This is a genomic window from Spinactinospora alkalitolerans, assembly GCF_013408795.1.
GTDB classification, from domain to species: Bacteria; Actinomycetota; Actinomycetes; order Streptosporangiales; family Streptosporangiaceae; genus Spinactinospora; species Spinactinospora alkalitolerans.
Genome location: NZ_JACCCC010000001.1, coordinates 5097151 through 5112437, shown reverse-complemented (window position 1 = coordinate 5112437; position 15287 = coordinate 5097151). Strand labels below are relative to the sequence as shown.

18 protein-coding genes, 1 tRNA gene and 1 pseudogene are annotated in these 15287 nt (G+C 72.1%); 10 read left to right on the top strand and 10 right to left on the bottom strand.

The window, feature by feature from the left end; translation table 11 throughout:
• Position 1 precedes the first annotated feature (1 nt).
• From HDA32_RS22790 to HDA32_RS22755, 9 genes are all read right to left on the bottom strand, one after another.
• The gene (locus HDA32_RS22790; RefSeq protein ID WP_312863290.1) at positions 2-607 is read right to left on the bottom strand and encodes a cytochrome c oxidase assembly protein; all 606 of its coding nucleotides are present in this window, start codon (positions 605-607) and stop codon (positions 2-4) included.
• A 116-nt stretch (positions 608-723) separates the two neighbouring features.
• A complete protein-coding gene (locus HDA32_RS22785; RefSeq protein ID WP_179645141.1) occupies positions 724-1368 on the bottom strand; it encodes a vitamin K epoxide reductase family protein in 645 nt (214 codons plus the stop codon).
• On the bottom strand, positions 1365-2045 hold the full coding sequence (locus tag HDA32_RS22780; protein WP_179645140.1) for a DsbA family protein: 681 nt from the start codon (positions 2043-2045) through the stop codon (positions 1365-1367). The genes HDA32_RS22785 and HDA32_RS22780 overlap by 4 nt, the downstream gene beginning before the upstream one ends.
• A gap of 174 nt (positions 2046-2219) precedes the next feature.
• A complete protein-coding gene (locus HDA32_RS22775; protein ID WP_179645139.1) occupies positions 2220-2651 on the bottom strand; it encodes a hypothetical protein in 432 nt (143 codons plus the stop codon).
• A 19-nt stretch (positions 2652-2670) separates the two neighbouring features.
• Complete coding sequence (locus HDA32_RS30970; protein WP_312863289.1) at positions 2671-3384, bottom strand: cadmium resistance transporter; 714 nt, start codon at positions 3382-3384, stop codon at positions 2671-2673.
• Positions 3375-3665 carry a signal peptidase II gene (locus HDA32_RS30965; RefSeq protein ID WP_312863288.1) on the bottom strand — a complete coding sequence of 97 codons (291 nt, stop codon included), beginning with the start codon at positions 3663-3665 and terminating at the stop codon, positions 3375-3377. Before HDA32_RS30965 ends, HDA32_RS30970 begins: the two co-directional genes overlap by 10 nt.
• A gap of 6 nt (positions 3666-3671) precedes the next feature.
• Complete coding sequence (locus HDA32_RS30960) at positions 3672-3887, bottom strand: hypothetical protein (protein WP_246334456.1); 216 nt, start codon at positions 3885-3887, stop codon at positions 3672-3674.
• A complete protein-coding gene (locus HDA32_RS22760; protein ID WP_179645138.1) occupies positions 3884-5857 on the bottom strand; it encodes a heavy metal translocating P-type ATPase in 1974 nt (657 codons plus the stop codon). The genes HDA32_RS30960 and HDA32_RS22760 overlap by 4 nt, the downstream gene beginning before the upstream one ends.
• Positions 5850-6233: an ArsR/SmtB family transcription factor gene (locus tag HDA32_RS22755; RefSeq protein WP_179645137.1), complete on the bottom strand. Its 384-nt coding sequence runs from the start codon at positions 6231-6233 to the stop codon at positions 5850-5852. Before HDA32_RS22755 ends, HDA32_RS22760 begins: the two co-directional genes overlap by 8 nt.
• Positions 6234-6276: 43 nt before the next feature.
• Between HDA32_RS22755 and HDA32_RS22750 the strand changes: the two genes are divergently transcribed.
• The 4 genes and pseudogenes from HDA32_RS22750 to HDA32_RS22740 all read left to right on the top strand — a co-directional run.
• Positions 6277-6909 (top strand): class I SAM-dependent methyltransferase, encoded by a 633-nt coding sequence (locus HDA32_RS22750; RefSeq protein WP_179645136.1) that lies wholly within the window; start codon positions 6277-6279, stop codon positions 6907-6909.
• Positions 6910-6914: 5 nt separating this feature from the next.
• The gene (locus HDA32_RS22745; protein WP_179646885.1) at positions 6915-7535 is read left to right on the top strand and encodes a methyltransferase family protein; all 621 of its coding nucleotides are present in this window, start codon (positions 6915-6917) and stop codon (positions 7533-7535) included.
• The gene (locus HDA32_RS31535) at positions 7532-7666 is read left to right on the top strand and encodes a hypothetical protein (protein ID WP_281370405.1); all 135 of its coding nucleotides are present in this window, start codon (positions 7532-7534) and stop codon (positions 7664-7666) included. Before HDA32_RS22745 ends, HDA32_RS31535 begins: the two co-directional genes overlap by 4 nt.
• Positions 7667-7727: 61 nt before the next feature.
• Positions 7728-7844: pseudogene (locus HDA32_RS22740) on the top strand (MerR family DNA-binding transcriptional regulator); the annotation flags it as partial.
• Positions 7845-7998: 154 nt separating this feature from the next.
• Here HDA32_RS22740 and HDA32_RS22735 read toward each other — a convergent pair.
• Positions 7999-8073: transfer RNA gene (locus HDA32_RS22735), tRNA-Arg, on the bottom strand.
• A 125-nt stretch (positions 8074-8198) separates the two neighbouring features.
• On the opposite strand from HDA32_RS22735, the gene HDA32_RS22730 reads away from it, so the two are divergent.
• From HDA32_RS22730 to thrB, 6 genes are all read left to right on the top strand, one after another.
• Positions 8199-8594 carry a response regulator transcription factor gene (locus tag HDA32_RS22730; RefSeq protein WP_312863287.1) on the top strand — a complete coding sequence of 132 codons (396 nt, stop codon included), beginning with the start codon at positions 8199-8201 and terminating at the stop codon, positions 8592-8594.
• Positions 8595-8599: 5 nt separating this feature from the next.
• Complete coding sequence (locus HDA32_RS22725) at positions 8600-9808, top strand: DALR anticodon-binding domain-containing protein (RefSeq protein WP_312863286.1); 1209 nt, start codon at positions 8600-8602, stop codon at positions 9806-9808.
• Positions 9809-9872: 64 nt separating this feature from the next.
• Complete coding sequence (gene lysA, locus HDA32_RS22720; RefSeq protein ID WP_179645135.1) at positions 9873-11264, top strand: diaminopimelate decarboxylase; 1392 nt, start codon at positions 9873-9875, stop codon at positions 11262-11264.
• 75 nt (positions 11265-11339) lie between these two features.
• On the top strand, positions 11340-12632 hold the full coding sequence (locus HDA32_RS22715) for a homoserine dehydrogenase (RefSeq protein ID WP_179645134.1): 1293 nt from the start codon (positions 11340-11342) through the stop codon (positions 12630-12632).
• Between the two features lie 221 nt (positions 12633-12853).
• Positions 12854-13912 carry a threonine synthase gene (thrC, locus tag HDA32_RS22710; protein ID WP_179646882.1) on the top strand — a complete coding sequence of 353 codons (1059 nt, stop codon included), beginning with the start codon at positions 12854-12856 and terminating at the stop codon, positions 13910-13912.
• Positions 13913-13944: 32 nt separating this feature from the next.
• Positions 13945-14934, top strand: a complete 990-nt coding sequence (gene thrB / locus HDA32_RS22705) for a homoserine kinase (RefSeq protein WP_179645133.1) — start codon at positions 13945-13947, stop codon at positions 14932-14934.
• The last annotated feature ends 353 nt before the right edge of the window (positions 14935-15287 follow it).

Here is a 15287-nt window from a genome sequence, read left to right as displayed (position 1 = left end):
GTCAGCGCTCCCCGGCGAGCGAGGCGGAACGGCCGCCGACTCCCTGCGTCGCGGTCTCGCGGTCGGCCAGTCGCTGCAGGTAGGCGTTGTAGGCGTTGAGTTCGGCGTCGCCATCGCGTTCGGCCTGGCGGTCGGTGCGGCGGGCGAGCCGGTCATCGGAGCGCATCCACAGCACGGCGAGCGCGATCATCACCACGATGGTGGGGACGTCGCCGAACACCCAGGTGAGGCCGCCCGCCCAGAGCTGATCGTCGATGACGTCCACGTTCCACGAAGGGGGTGGGGAGGCGAAGAACTCCACGATGGGGGACGGGGCCATCATCACCGCGATCGCGAAGAAGGCGTGGAAGGGCAGTCCGGCCATCATGAGCATGATCCGCAGCAGGTGGTTCTTCGTCCCGGGCCACGGATCCACCATCAGCACCGGCCCGAAGAAGATGATCCCGGTGATGAGGAAGTGCATCAGCATGAGGTAATGCCCCCACACGCTGCTCATGAGGGCGTCGAAGGTCGGAGTGAAGTAGATGCCGTAGAGGCTGAAGATGAACAGCGACAGGGTGAACGCCGGGTGCGCGCCCACCTTGGCGATCGGGCGGCTGACGCGCACCGCCGGTGTCCCTCAATCCGCGCAGCGCTCGCGCATGCCGATCTATCCCGCCGCCGGTCAGCCGGTGGCGATCGGCGTGCGTGCGGGGCGTAGGCGGTGCCCGGAGTGGCCGCTACTTACAGCAGCGTCATCCAATAGGTCCAGAACGCCTGGGCGATGGCCGCGACGATCACCAGGGCCCACACGGTGAGCACCACGGTGTGGTTGCGGGCGAGCGCATCGACCGGCCGGTGCAGGCCGGCCGGTAGGGGGACGTGGCCGGTGCGCAGGTTGTGCAGGGTGACGTACCAGAAGATCGGGATGGTCACCGCCCACACGACCATGCAGTAGGGGCACAGCGCGCTGATCCGGTACAGGCTCTGGAAGATCAGCCAGTGCACGAAGCCGACCCCGAAGACGGTGCCGGCCTGCAGCCCGAGCCAGAACCAGCGGTCGAAGCGCGCCCCGGCGAGCAGCGCCATGCCGATGGTGATCACGATGGCGAAGCCGGCGACGCCGATCAGCGGGTTGGGGATCCCGAAGGCCGCGGCCTGCGGGGTGTCCATCACGGTGCCGCAGGACAGCACCGGGTTGATGCTGCACGAGGGCACGTGGTCGGGGTCGCCCAGGACGCGGATCTTCTCGACCAGCAGTGCTGCGGCGGCGATGAACCCGATGGCGCCGCCGATGGCCAGCAGCCAGGGCAGGGCGCGGCTGATGACACCGGTCCCGGCGCCCGGCGCTGTGCCGGGCGCCTCCTGGACCGGGGCTGCGGTGGTCACGCCCCCAGCTCCGTGTCGATCATCGACGACAGCGCCTCGTAGCTGGGCATCGATTCGGTCTGGCGGCCGTTGACGAAGATGGTCGGGGTGCCCTGGATGCCCAGCTCGACGCCGTCGTCGAAGTCGGCGCGCACCCGCTCCAGGGTGGCGGGGTCCTCCATGGTGGCGCGGAACCGCTCGATGTCGAGGCCGAGTTCCTCGGCGAAGCCGACGAACACCTCGGCCTTGGACTCCTGGGATTCGCCCCACTCGGCCTGGGTCTCATACATCTTGACGTACATCTCTTCCAGCGCGCCCTGCTCGGCCGCGGCCTCCACGGCGGTGGCGGCGGTCTCGGAGTTGGTGTGGCCGGGCAGCGGGAAGTAGCGGATGACGAAGTTGATCCGACCCTCGTAGTCGGCGCGCAGCTTCTCCATGACGGGGAACTGGGCTCGGCAGGCCTCGCATTCGAAGTCGAGGAACTCCACCACCGTCACCTCCGAGTTCTCGGCGCGGGACAGGTAGTGGCTGCTCTCGCGCACCAGCAACTCCTCCGGTGCGGGAGCAGACGGCGGGGCAGCGGCGTTGGAGGCGCCTTCCGGGGCGGCCGCGCCGCGGTCGACGCTGTAGGCGAAGATGCCGAGGGAGACCACGGCACCGATGAGCAGGACAAGGGTGATGGCGAGATTTCGGGTCATGTCACATCCAGGTTGAGCGGGCCGGCCGCGAAAAGTCCGTATCCGCGCCTCTCGACACCACGGCAGGCAGCCACTCGGCGCGCGGAGAAAAGACGGTGATCGGGCCTGGGAACAGGGAGAAGACCGAATGCGGGCGCGCGCGTCAGCGCCGACGCCCACGGGAGGGGATTCGGCCTACACCCGCTGGATGCACAGAGAGAGGAGGAGGGGCGGCCCGCTGCGCGTCGCGGCGAGGAGACGGCGGACGAGCCATGGGCCCGGCCGCGGCGGTGCCAGCCACAGCGCTGCGACGAGAACCGCGCCAAGGCCCAGCAGCATGAGCATCTTCGCCGCGGTGAGACGCTGATCGATACTGACATCGCCTTCGGTGGCGCAGACGGATCGGCCGTCTTCGTCTGATTCGTCTGAACTGTGCAGCGCCACGCCGCCGGCCGTCGCCTCTGCTGTTTGGACAGCCGCCGGAACCGCGCCGGCATCAGCCGGGGAATCGGCGATGGCGACGGCGGCGTGGCAGACCGAGCAGAGGAAATGGGCGAACACCAGCAGCGAGAGCAGCAGGACCCGCATGGGGATCCGCTGTCGTCGCGCACTGGTCACCTCGGCCACGAGTCGAACAATACCCAGGTCATCGCATGGCCGCGGCCATACCCCCGGTTTTCTCGCCAATGGCTGTGACGTGCGGGAACGAGTGCGCCGATTCGTCCGTGATCGGCCTCAGGGCCACGGTGACGCATCTGCGCGGCACGGTGAGACCAGACCCCGGCGGAGCCGGGCCCGTGCTACTCGACGGCGCCTGCCTCGTGCCAGGATTCCCAGCCGGTGTAGGCGGCCAGCGCGGCGATGACGAGGGCGGCGACGGCCGTGCGGAGCCCCGGAGGTGAGGACGCGCACACCCGACTGGGGCAGTGCACTTATTCGAAGGTGCGGTATTCCTCGTCCTTCGCTCGGTGACGAAGACGGGGACGTAGACGCCGATGTTGTCGCCGCCGTTGGCGAAGGTGACGGTGGCGACGGTGAGCAGGGCCGGGCCGCCGTTGCTGTCTGGGGCGTCATCGTCGTCGTCGCCGCGCCACAGTTTCCAGGCGGCGCGCAGGCCCAGCAGCAGTGGCAGTAGTCCGAAGTAGGCGCGTACCTGCTCGGGCAGGAAGGTCGCGCCGAATGCGGCGGCCAGCGCGGCGGCCAGGATCGCGGTGAAGCCCAGGTACTGCCCGGCCACGATCCGGGCGGTGGAGCCGCGGTGTCCGGCGCCTTGGGCGAAGAACAGCGCGAGCACCACGATGTCGTCGATGTTGGTGACAGTGAACAGGCCGGCGGCCTGGGCGATGGTGGTCAGGTCCACGGGGCAGGGTCCTTGCCGGGCGCCGGTGCGGGATGGCGGGCGGCGGTGAGCACGAGTAGCACCGCGCCGCCGACGATGAAGGCATCGGCGAGGTTGAAGGTGGGCCACCAGCCGGTGTGCAGGTAGTCGGTGGCCACGCCGTCGAGGCCGCGGTCGATGAGGTTGGCCAGCGCACCGCCCAGCACCCCGGCCAGGCCGATACGGCCCACGACGGGGGTGGTGGGGGCGGTGCGCCAGGCGTAGGCGGCCACGGCGGCGGTGATGAGCCCGGTGACGGCCACGATGACTCAGGCGGGCAGGGCCGCGCCCAGGCTGAAGGCGACACCGGGGTTGTAGGCCGGGCGCAACTCCAGCACACCCAGGAGTTGCGGTCCGGGCCCGCCGGTCAACTGGTGTTCGGCCAGGGCCTTCAGGGCCAGATCGGCGGCGGTGAGCGCGGCTGCGGCGGCCAGCACGCCCCAACGGGAGAGCGCGCCGAGCGCGGCCGGTGTCGTCGGCCTCACGCCCCCGCCTCCATGCGCTCGCGCGGTGCGGCGGTGGCGGGGCCACCGGGGGCCAGAGCCAGCTTGCGGGTGCGTCCGGCGCGGATGCCGTTGCCGATGACCACGACCTCGGCCACCTCGTGCACCAGCACCACCGCGGCCAGCCCGAGGACCCCGAACAGCGCCAGGGGCATCAGGCCGATGATGATGGCCAGCGACAGTCCCACGCTCTGCCACATGATGGCCCGGGAGCGGCGGGCATGGCCCAACACGCGGGGCAGGTGGCGCAGGTCCTCACCCATCAAAGCGACGTCAGCGGTCTCGATCGCCACGTCGGTGCCCATCGCCCCCATCGCGATCCCCAGGTCGGCGGTGGCCAGCGCCGGGGCGTCGTTGACCCCATCACCCACCATCGCCACGGGCCCGTGCTCGCGGAGCTGGCCGACGATGCGGGACTTTTCTTCGGGGCGCAGGTCGGCGTGCACGTCGCCCGCGTCGATGCCCGCCTGGGCGGCCAGGGCAGTGGCGGTGGCGCGGTTGTCCCCGGTGAGCATCACGATCCGGTAGCCCGCACTGCGCAGGGACGTGACGACTTCGCCCGCTTCGGGGCGCAGCTCGTCGCGGACCGCGATGGCGCCCAGCAGCGCGCCGCCGTCTTCGACCAGGACGGCGGTGGCCCCGGCGTGCTGCATCCGCTCCACGTCCCCCGCCAGAGGCCCGGCCTCGATCCAGCCCGGGCGGCCCAGCCGCACGCTGCGGCCGTGCAACGTGCCGGTGAGCCCGGCGCCGGTGACTGCCTCCACGCCGTCAGCGCGCTGGGGTGCGGGGGCGGCGTCCAGGATGGCGCGGGCCAGGGGGTGTTCGCTGCGCTCCTCCAGGGCGGCGGCCACCGCGAGCACCTGCTCGGCGGTGTGGCCGGGTGCGGGGACGGTTTCGATGGCGGCCGGGTGGTTGCGGGTCAGGGTGCCGGTCTTGTCCAAAGCGACGGTGCGGACCCGGCCCATGGCCTCCAGGGCGGCTCCGCCCTTGACCAGGGTGCCGTGCTTGGAGGCGGCGCCGATCGCGGCGACCACGGTGACGGGCACGGAGATGGCCAGCGCGCACGGTGAGGCGGCCACCAGCACGACCAGGGCGCGTTCGATCCAGGTCAGCGGATCACCGAACAGGGCTCCCAGAACGGCGATGAGCGCCGCGGCGACCATCACCCCGGGCACCAACGGCCTGGCGACACGGTCGGCCAGGCGTTGCCCGGCGCCCTTGCGGGACTGCTCGGCCTCCACGATGGACACGATGCGGGCCAGGGAGTTGTCGGCCGCGGTGGAGGTAACGGTGACCTCCAGGGCGCCGGTGCCGTTGATGGATCCGGCGAACACCTCGTTCCCGGGTCCTGCCTCGACGGGGACGGACTCGCCGGTGATGGCGGAGGTGTCCAGGCTGGTGTGCCCGGAGGCGATGACCCCGTCGGTGGCCAGGCGCTCCCCGGGGCGCACCACCAGCGTGTCGCCCACGACCAGTTCGGCCGGATCGATGCTCTGCTCGGTTCCGTCGCGCAGCACCCTGGCCTGGTCGGGGACCAGGTCCAACAGGGCGCGCAGGCCGCGCCGGGTGCGGGCCACGGAGTACTCCTCCAGCCCTTCGGCGATGGTGTAGAGCACCGCCAGCATCGCGGCCTCGCCCACCTCGCCCAGCAGCACGGCGCCGACGGCGGCGATGGTCATCAGCGTGCCCACGCCGATCTTGCCCTTGGCCAGGCGGCGCACGGTGCCAGGAACGAACGTCCAGGCGGCGACCACCAGCGCCGCGGCCTTGAGAACCAGCCCCACCAGGTCGCCGGCGCCGACCCAGCCCGCACCGTAACCGGCCAGCAGCAGCGCCGCAGCGACGGCGGCGAAGCGGGTCTCGCTCACCTGCCACAGCGTCTCCGGCTCGTGCTCTTCGGCCTCTTGGGTGGTGCGGGGCTCGTCGCCACCGCAGCCGCACGCGTCACTCACCGCGCACCTCCACGTTCTCGCTGTCGGTTCCATAGTTGGGGCACAGCGCGACCGCGTTCCCGGTCGCGGCCAGCACGACCTCGGCCGAGGCCAGCAGGTCCAGCAGTTCGGGCCGGGTCAGGGAGTAGAACACCTGGCGCCCCTCGGGACGACCGTCGACCAGGCCGCAGTCGCGCAGGCACGCCACGTGCTTGGAGACCGTGGACTGGGCCAGCCCCAGCTGGGCCACCAGGTCGGCCACCCGCGCCTCCCCCGAGGCCAGGCGGCGCACGATGGCCAGCCGGGTGGAGTCGGAGAGGCTGTGGAACAGCGCCTCGGCCGCGCCCAGACCCGCGCTCGTTGTGGATGGACATCCATCCGTGCTATTCATCGTCATAAGGCGATTATATCCTAGTATGGCGATGATGGAAGGCGCGGGTATGCTCATGAACAAGATCGAGTCGGCGCTGATCGACTCACCCCCCAGGCGCCTGCTCCAGCACTACGAGGCCAACCTGCTCATCAAGCTGGGCGGATGCACTCCCGGCGCCCGGGTCGCCGAGCTGGGCTGTGGGCCCGGCTACGGCACCAGGCTCATCCTCGATACCTTCGGCGCCGTGTCCGTGGACGCCGTGGACCTGGATCCGACCATGCTGGTCAAGGCCCGACGACGTCTGGAACACCACGGGGAGCGCGTCTACCTGGCCCGGGGATCGGCCGCCGATCTGGCCGCCGCCTTCAGCCCCGTCGGTGGCGGGAAGGACGCCTCCTACGACGCGGTGTTCGACTTCGCGATCATCCACCACATCCCGAATTGGCGCGACGCCCTGGCCGAGGTCGCCCGCGTCCTCAAACCGGGCGGCCGATTCTTCTTCGACGAGGTCACCGCCACCGCCCTGGCGCGCCCCACCTACAAGGCCCTGTTCGACCACCCCACCGCCGACCGGTTCAGCGCGGGCGAGTTCCTCGCCGAGCTGCCCCGGCACGGCCTGCACATCGGCGAGAACTGGCGCACCCGCGTCGGCGCCGACTACCTCCTCGGCGTCGCCACCCGCACCCAGGACAGCAGGTGAACGCGATGGCCATCACCGCGCTGGTGCTCTACGGCGTCTTCGTCGTCCTGACGGCCGCCAAGACACAGCTCCAACGACGGCACGGTGCCGACACGGGGATCCGACGCCCGGCCAGTCCGCTGGCCTGGGCCGCCCGACTCCCGCTCGCCCTGGGCAGCCTGTGCACCGGTGTTGCCGCCCCCATCGCGGAGCTGGTCGGCCTCACGCCGCTGCCCGGCCTCGACCAGCCCGCCCTGCGCACCGCCGGCGCGGCCTTGGCGGCCTTGGGCGTGGCGGGGACCTTCGCCACCCAGCTCGCCATGGGCCAGGCGTGGCGGACCACCCCCGACGAGACCGAACGCCCGCGGCTGGTAACCGACGGCCCCTTCCGCATCGTCCGCAACCCCATCTATGTCGCCTACACCGCGATGTCGCTGGGCCTGGCCCTCGCGGTCCCCAACCCCATCGCCGTGCTCGGCGCAGCCGCCGTCCTCATCGGCGCTGAATTGCAGGTCCGGGCGGTCGAAGAACCCTACCTGCGGCGCATCCACGGCGCGGCCTACCTCGACTACGCCGCACGCACCGGCCGCTTCCTGCCCGGGATCGGCCGCCTCACCGACCACGGCACCAAGAAGGGACCCCGATGAGCGGCTGCTGCACGCCCAACGACCATGACCCCACCCCCGGAGAAGAGCGCACCGGCAAGATCGCGCTGGTCCTCATCCTCGCCATCAGCATCGCGACCCTGGCCACCGTCGGCATCCTCGTTCTGGGGTGACCGATATGGGGCATGGATCACGGTTGACCTTCAAGTCGACTCGAAGGTCAACCGTGGGCGCATGGCATTGATGCGCGTCTCTGAACTGGCCGAACGCTCCGGCGTTCCGCCCTCGACCCTGCGCTACTACGAGGAGCGCGGCCTGCTCCCGGCCCAGCGCTCCCCGGCCGGCTACCGCCTCTACGACAAACCCGCCAACACGGCGACGATCCGGGTGACCCTGGCCGCTGAGACGGTGCCGGAACTCCGGCGGGCGGCGGATCGGGTGCTTGACCGGTCGGAAAGGAATGAGGAAAAAGCAATGGGAACACTGAACAGTGTTCCCATCTCCGTGGTGCCCCCTGCAGGATTCGAACCTGCGCACACGGCTCCGGAGGCCGTTGCTCTATCCCCTGAGCTAAGGGGGCTCGTTGCGGAACCAACTCTAGCAGGGGTGCGGGTGTGGGTTGAGCAATTCACGGCAAGGGGGCGATAGGTCTCACGTTGGGCATATGCCAGCGGCGCGGGAGGTGCGCGCGCTAGTCTCGCGGCCGTGGCTGAAGCGCTGGGACGGGTACTGGTCGTCGACGATGATGAGGTGATTCGGCAGCTCATCGCCGTCAATCTGCAGCTTGAGGGGTTCGAGGTCCACACGGCGGTCGACGGGCAGGACTGCCTGGACCAGGTGGGCGCTGTCGGGCCCGACGTCATCACCCTGGACGTGATGATGCCGCGCCTGGACGGATGGGTCACCGCGTTGAGGCTTCGGGAGGACGAGGGCACCAGCGGGGTCAGGGTCGTGCTGATCACGGCGCGCGCGCAAGAGGACGACCTGCGGCGCGGCGCGGACATCGGGGTGGACGCCTACCTCACCAAGCCGTTCGACCCCGCCGAGCTGATCCGGATCGTCCGCGACCTCGCGGGCCCCGGGCGCGAGCGGGCCGGGTAGCGGCGGTGGCCGGCGACCCGTTGAGCGGGGACGGCGCCACGCCGTGGCGGCTGGACGCCCTGCTGCGCCTCGCGTGCGCCGCCGTCGTGGGCGGCGACCCCGGCGACCTGCCCCCGGCCGAGCCGCGCCGGGTCCCGCCCGGTCGGCCGGGCGACTACGCCACGGCGCTGCCGATGCGCATCGCCGGCCGCGAAGGGCGCGCGGCGCCCGACCTCGCCGCCGACCTCGCCGCCGAACTGCGGTCCCGCCCACAGGTCGTGGACGCCGTCGCCGAGCGGCCCGGCTTCGTCAACCTCACCCTCGCGCCCGCGGCCCGGGTCCGCGTGGTGCGCGCGGCCGCCGAGGGCGGCGCCTACCTGTCCGGCCGGACCTGCTGGGGCGCCTCCGGCCGCGACTCCGACGCCGCCGACCCGTGGGCGCTCTCCGCCCTGCACGAGGCCGGAACGGCCGAGCGCGCCCGCGCATGGGCGCGCGCCGACGCCCGGCGCCGCATCGCACTCGCCGCGGGACCGGGCGGGGCCGCGCTCCCGCCGCCGAGCCCGCGTCCCGCACGCGGCGGCGACCCCCCGGCGGCCGACGCGGACTGGCGCGACCCCTGCCTCGGCTCCGCGCCGGGCGGCACCGAGGCCGCCCGACTGCTGCGCGCCATCGGCGAGGCGAGCGCCCGCGTCGCGTTCTGCCGCTCGCAGCCGGAACGGCCGCGCCCCGGCGAGGTGACCGGTCCCGGCCTGCCCGCGCTGCCCGCACCGGACGAGCCGGGGAACTGGGCCCGCCACACCGACGCCAACCCGGCCTTCGCCGTCCGCTACGCCCACGCCCACGCCCACGTCACGGCCTTCCGCTGGGCGCGCGACCTCGGGCTGGCGCGCACGCCCGCCGGGCGCGGGTACTGCGCCGCGGCGGTGGCCGACCTCGACGCGCCGCCCGCCGCGGCGCTGATCGGCGCGCTCTTCGACGGGCCGGGCGCGCTGGCCGCTGCGGCCCGACGTAGCGAACCCCATATCCTGGTGCGATACCTGGAAGGGCTCTCGGCTGCATACCATGAATGGCGGGAATCCTGCGACGCCATCACGGGGGAGAGCACCGGCCGGGCCACGGCCGATGGCGGGCGCGGGGAGATCACCGCCGCGCGGCTCGACACCTGCGCAGCCGTGGCCGGTGTCCTGAGAACGGGACTGTCCCTGCTCGGCGTGTCCGCGCCCACAAGGCTGTAGACGCGCCGGCCCGCGGCGCCCGCACCGACGAACGACCACTCCGATCAGCCGAGAGTCCACGCCCATGAGCCGTTACGCCCATCCCGCCGGCCCGCGCCACGCCGACGTGCTCCCCGAGGAGCACCCGCCGAGCCCGCCCATCGACCTCATCGAGCTCGACCCCCGGGTGTGGCCGCGCACGGCCAGGCGCGTCGACGGCGAGCTCGCCATCGGCGGCGTCGGCGTCACCGAGCTGGCCCGGGAGTACGGGACGCCGCTGTTCGTCCTGGACGAGGACGACTTCCGCGCCCGCGCCCGCGACTACCGGCTGGCGTTCAGCGACGCCGACGCCGACGTCTACTACGCGGGCAAGGCGCTGCTGACCAAGGCCGTCGCCCGCTGGGTGCGGGAGGAGGGCCTCAAGCTCGACGTGTGCAGCGGGGGCGAGCTCGCCGTCGCGCTGGCCGCGGGGTTCCCGGCCGAGCGCATCGGCATGCACGGCAACAACAAGTCCGAGGCCGAGCTCGCGAGCGCGGTCGAGGTCGGCGTCGGCCGCGTCATCGTCGACTCCTTCGACGAGATCGACCGCCTGGAGCGGCTGGCCGCCGAGCGCGGCCGGGTCCCCGACGTGCTGATCCGCGTCACCACCGGCGTCGAGGCGCACACCCACGAGTTCGTCGCGACCGCCCACGACGACCAGAAGTTCGGCCTGGCGCTGAGCACCGGCGCCGCAGCCGAGGGGATCCGCCGCCTCGTCGCCTCCGAGCACGTCAACCTGGTCGGCCTGCACTCCCACATCGGTTCGCAGATCTTCGACACCGCGGGCTTCGAGGTCGCCGCGCGCCGCCTCACCGAGTTCCTCACCGCGATCCACGGCGAGCACGGGATCCTGCTGCCCGAACTCAACCTCGGCGGGGGCCTGGGCATCGCCTACCTCCCCGGCGACCGCCCGCTGGAGCCCAAGACCATCGCCGAGAGCCTGCTCGGCATCGTCGCCCGCGAGTGCGAGGCGCACGGTCTGCCGATGCCGCGCATCGGGGTGGAGCCCGGCCGCGCCATCGCCGGTCCGTGCGGCGTCACCGTCTACGAGGTGGGCACCGTCAAGGACGTCGAGGGCATCCGCACCTACGTCAGCGTCGACGGCGGCATGAGCGACAACATCCGCACCGCCCTCTACGGCTCCGAGTACACTTGCGCGCTGGCCTCGCGCGACAGCGGCGCCGAGCCGATGCTCTCGCGCCTGGTCGGCAAGCACTGCGAGAGCGGCGACATGATCGTGCGCGACCTCTACCTGCCGAGCGACCTGCGCCCCGGCGACCTCGTCGCGGTCGCGGCGACCGGAGCCTACTGCCACTCCATGGCCAGCAACTACAACCACCTGCCCCGCCCCGCCGTCGTGGCGGTGCGCGAGGGCGGGGCCCGCACACTGGTCCGCAGGGAGACCGAAGAGGACCTGCTCCGTCTGGACGTAGGCTGACCCTGGCCGGCCGGCAGCGGGGCCGGCGACGGATCGATTCCAAGTCATGAGCGAAGAAGCGGGAGTCACCCCCTTATGGCACTGAAGGTGGCGCTGCTGGGCTGCGGCGTTGTGGGCTCTGAAGTGGTGCGGCTGGTCAACGAGCAGTCGCCCGAACTCGCGGCCCGCGTCGGAACGTCCCTGGAGATCGGGGGCATCGCGGTGCGCCGGCTCGGGCGCGCCCGCGGCACGGGACTGGATCCCGAGCTGTTCACCACCGACGCCATGGGGCTGGTGACCCGGGACGACATCGACCTGGTGGTCGAGGTCATCGGCGGCATCGAGCCCGCGCGCTCGCTCATCCTGGCCGCGATCAAGGCCGGCAAGTCCGTCGTCACGGCGAACAAGGCGCTGCTCGCCGAGGACGGCGAGGTCATCCACGCGGCGGCGCGCGACGCCGGCGTCGACGTCTACTACGAGGCCAGCGTCGCCGGCGCCATCCCGCTGCTGCGCCCGCTGCGCGACTCGCTGGCCGGCGACCGCGTGCACCGCGTGCTCGGCATCGTCAACGGCACCACCAACTACGTCCTCGACCGGATGGACGGCATCGGCGCGGGCTTCGCCGAGTCGCTGGAGGAGGCGCAGTCGCTGGGCTACGCCGAGGCCGACCCGACGGCCGACGTCGAGGGCTTCGACGCCGCCGCGAAGGCCGCGATCCTGGCCCGCCTGGCCTTCCACACCTCCGTCACGGCGGCCGACGTGCACCGCGAGGGCATCACCGAGGTGTCGGCCGGCGACATCGCCAGCGCCAAGGCGATGGGCTGCGTCGTCAAACTGCTGGCCATCTGCCAGCGCTCGGCCGACGGCGCCTCCGTGGGCGTGCGGGTGCACCCGGTGATGCTGCCGCGCGAGCACCCGCTGGCCAACGTGAACGAGGCCTACAACGCGGTCTTCGTCGAGGCGGAGTCCGCCGGCCGGCTGATGTTCTACGGCGCCGGCGCCGGCGGCGCGCCCACGGCGAGCGCGGTGCTCGGCGACCTGGTGGCCGTCGCCAGGAACAGGCTCGCCAACACCGCCATCACCGAGGGCGGCGAGGACAGCGGGCTGTCCGTGCACCCCATGGGCGAGACCGTCACCAGCTACCACGTCGCGCTCGACGTCGCCGACCGCCCGGGCGTGCTCGCCCGCGTCGCCGACGTGTTCGCGGGCAACGGCGTCTCGATCAAGAACGTGCGCCAGGAGGGCTTCGGCGACGACGCCCAGCTCGTCCTGGTCAGCCACCAGGCGCCCGACGCCGCGCTGTCCAGGACGGTCGAGGAGCTGCGCGCCCTCGACATGGTCCGGTCGGTCGCCAGCGTCATGCGGGTGGAGACGTTCGGCGAGGGCTGAGTCCCCCGGCGCGGCGGTCAGCGTCCCACCTGCTGAGATAGGCGCCCGCCGGATTCCTGGCCGGTCCCGTGAAGCTCTAGACTCGTGGGAGATCACGAGGCCGCGCGGAGTCGGCCCGTCAGCCGTTCGCCATCGCCGGGCACGCCGGCCGTGGCGGTCCGCGTCGCCTCCTGACCGCAGTCTTTGCGTTCATCACCCATTCGAAAGGGCCTGTCGTGAGCATGGCACGGGCGTGGCGAGGGGTCGTCGAGGAGTATCGCGACCGCCTTCCCGTCACGGCGAACACCCCGGTCGTCACCCTGTCCGAGGGCGGGACGCCGCTGGTACCCGCCACGCGGGTGTCGGAGCTGACCGGCTGCGAGGTGTTCCTCAAGGTCGAAGGGCTCAACCCCACCGGGTCCTTCAAGGACCGCGGCATGACCATGGCCATCACGAAGGCCGCCGAGGACGGCGCCAAGGCCGTCATCTGCGCCTCCACCGGCAACACCAGCGCCAGCGCCGCGGCCTACGCCGTCCGCGCCGGCATGACGTGCGCGGTCCTGGTCCCGCAGGGCAAGATCGCCATGGGCAAGCTCGCCCAGGCCCTCGTGCACGGCGCCAAGCTCCTCCAGGTCGACGGCAACTTCGACGACTGCCTGGAGCTGGCCCGCAAGCTGTCCGTGGACTACCCGGTGGCGCTGGTCAACTCGGTCAACCCCTACCGCCTGCAGGGCCAGAAGACGGCGGCGTTCGAGGTCGTCGACGCCCTGGGCGACGCGCCCGACGTCCACTGCCTGCCCGTCGGCAACGCCGGCAACATCACCGCCTACTGGATGGGCTACAAGGAGTACGCCGCCGACGGCGTCGCCGCGCGCACCCCGCGGATGTTCGGCTTCCAGGCCAGCGGCGCCGCGCCGATCGTCAGCGGCGAGCCGGTGACGCAGCCGCGCACCATCGCCACCGCGATCCGCATCGGCAATCCGGCCTCCTGGCAGTACGCGCAGCAGGCCAGGGACGAGTCGGACGGCCGCATCGACGCCGTCACCGACCGGCAGATCCTGGCGGCCTACCGGATGCTCGCCGCCGAGGAGGGCGTCTTCGTGGAGCTGGCCTCCGCGGCGGGCGTCGCCGGCCTGATGCAGGCCGCGCGCGCCGGGCAGATCGAGCGCGGCAGCCGCGTGGTCTGCACGGTGACCGGGAACGGCCTGAAGGACCCCGACTGGGCCCTGGCCGGCGCGTCCTCGGCCACCACGGTCCCCGTCGACGCCCATGCCGCGGCCACCGCCCTGGGCCTGGCCTGACCGCACCACCCGTCCCCCACCGGAGCCGAAGCATGTCTGAGCCGCGCCGCACCGCGGTGCACGTCGCCACCCCCGCGACCAGTGCGAACCTCGGTCCGGGCTTCGATGCCCTGGGCCTGGCCCTGGAGCTGCACGACGAGATCGACGTCGGTGTCCGCGACGACGACCGGGTGGTGGTGAGCATCGACGGCGAGGGCGCCGACGAACTGCCGCGCGATGCCTCCCACCTCGTGGTCAGCGCCATGCGCACGACCTTCGAGGCGGCGGGGGAGCGGCTGCCGGGCCTGGACCTGCACTGCCGCAACCGGATTCCGCACGGGCGCGGCCTGGGCTCCTCGGCCTCGGCGATCGTCGCGGGCGTCGCCGCGGCCACCGCGCTGCTGGGCGGCGGTGATCCGGCGACCGGCGGGCTCGACCGCGACCGCGTCTTCCGGATCGCCGCCGACATCGAGGGCCACCCCGACAACGTCGCCCCCTGCGTCCACGGCGGGTTCACCATCGCCTGGCGCGGCGCGGAGGGCTGGCGGGCGCTGCCGCTGGCCCCTTCGCCGCGCATCCGCCCGATCGTGTGCGTTCCGGAGGAGCGGCTGTCGACGGAACGCGCGCGCGGACTGCTGCCGGAGTCGGTGCCGCACGGCGACGCCGCGTTTTCGGCCGGCCGCTCCGCGTTGCTGGTCGCGGCCGTTTCCGGCCATCCCGAACTGCTCATGGCGGCCACCGAGGACCGGCTGCACGAGCCCTACCGCGGCCCGGCCATGCCGGCCAGCGCCGAACTGATCCGCACGCTGCGCGACCGCGACGGCCTGCCCGCGGTCGTGTCCGGGGCCGGCCCGACCGTCCTGGTCCTCGACCACGGCGCCGACGGGCCCGAACCGGCCGGGGAACCGGGGCCGCGGGGAGGCCTTCGGCAAAACAGTGCGGGTCCGGCTGATTCAATTCGAGAGCGAGCGGGTACGGGATGGCACATACGCCCCTTAAGAATCGATCCGGCAGGGGTGCGTATCAGTTCTCCCCGTTCATAGACTTGTGTCGAGGAATAGCTGTGGGCTCCGGTGATGTTAGGCTAGGTGAAGCACCAGATGCCCCATTGCGGGACGTGTGCTCATCCGCCACAGTGTCTTCCGCGCCTTCCGCGCAAGTGGTCCCTTCCACGCGAGCGCTGTGCACGGTTGCCACTGTGTCGAGTTCGCGGCGCGTCCGTGGCTCTGCCCACTCCACCGAGGTTTCGTTTTCCTCGCGCAGGAACGACATGACGGTCCGCGGGCGGCACTATCGAGCCCATCGCCCCAATGTCTGGCTGTACCCAGAGCCCGCCGCGATTGGGTAGGGACCGTTTCTCGACGGTTCCGACATCCACGTGGGGCAAGCCCAACCC

Bases quoted from the DNA above. Each gene is read 5' to 3' on its own strand.
- HDA32_RS22780 (WP_179645140.1), bottom strand. From the start codon at position 2,045: ATGACCCGAAATCTCGCCATCACCCTTGTCCTGCTCATCGGTGCCGTG.
- HDA32_RS22715 (WP_179645134.1), top strand. From the start codon at position 11,340: ATGGCACTGAAGGTGGCGCTGCTGGGCTGCGGCGTTGTGGGCTCTGAA.
- HDA32_RS31535 (WP_281370405.1), top strand. From the start codon at position 7,532: ATGAGCGGCTGCTGCACGCCCAACGACCATGACCCCACCCCCGGAGAA.
- lysA (WP_179645135.1), top strand. From the start codon at position 9,873: ATGAGCCGTTACGCCCATCCCGCCGGCCCGCGCCACGCCGACGTGCTC.
- thrB (WP_179645133.1), top strand. From the start codon at position 13,945: ATGTCTGAGCCGCGCCGCACCGCGGTGCACGTCGCCACCCCCGCGACC.
- thrC (WP_179646882.1), top strand. From the start codon at position 12,854: ATGGCACGGGCGTGGCGAGGGGTCGTCGAGGAGTATCGCGACCGCCTT.
- HDA32_RS22745 (WP_179646885.1), top strand. From the start codon at position 6,915: ATGGCCATCACCGCGCTGGTGCTCTACGGCGTCTTCGTCGTCCTGACG.
- HDA32_RS22755 (WP_179645137.1), bottom strand. From the start codon at position 6,233: ATGACGATGAATAGCACGGATGGATGTCCATCCACAACGAGCGCGGGT.
- HDA32_RS22750 (WP_179645136.1), top strand. From the start codon at position 6,277: ATGCTCATGAACAAGATCGAGTCGGCGCTGATCGACTCACCCCCCAGG.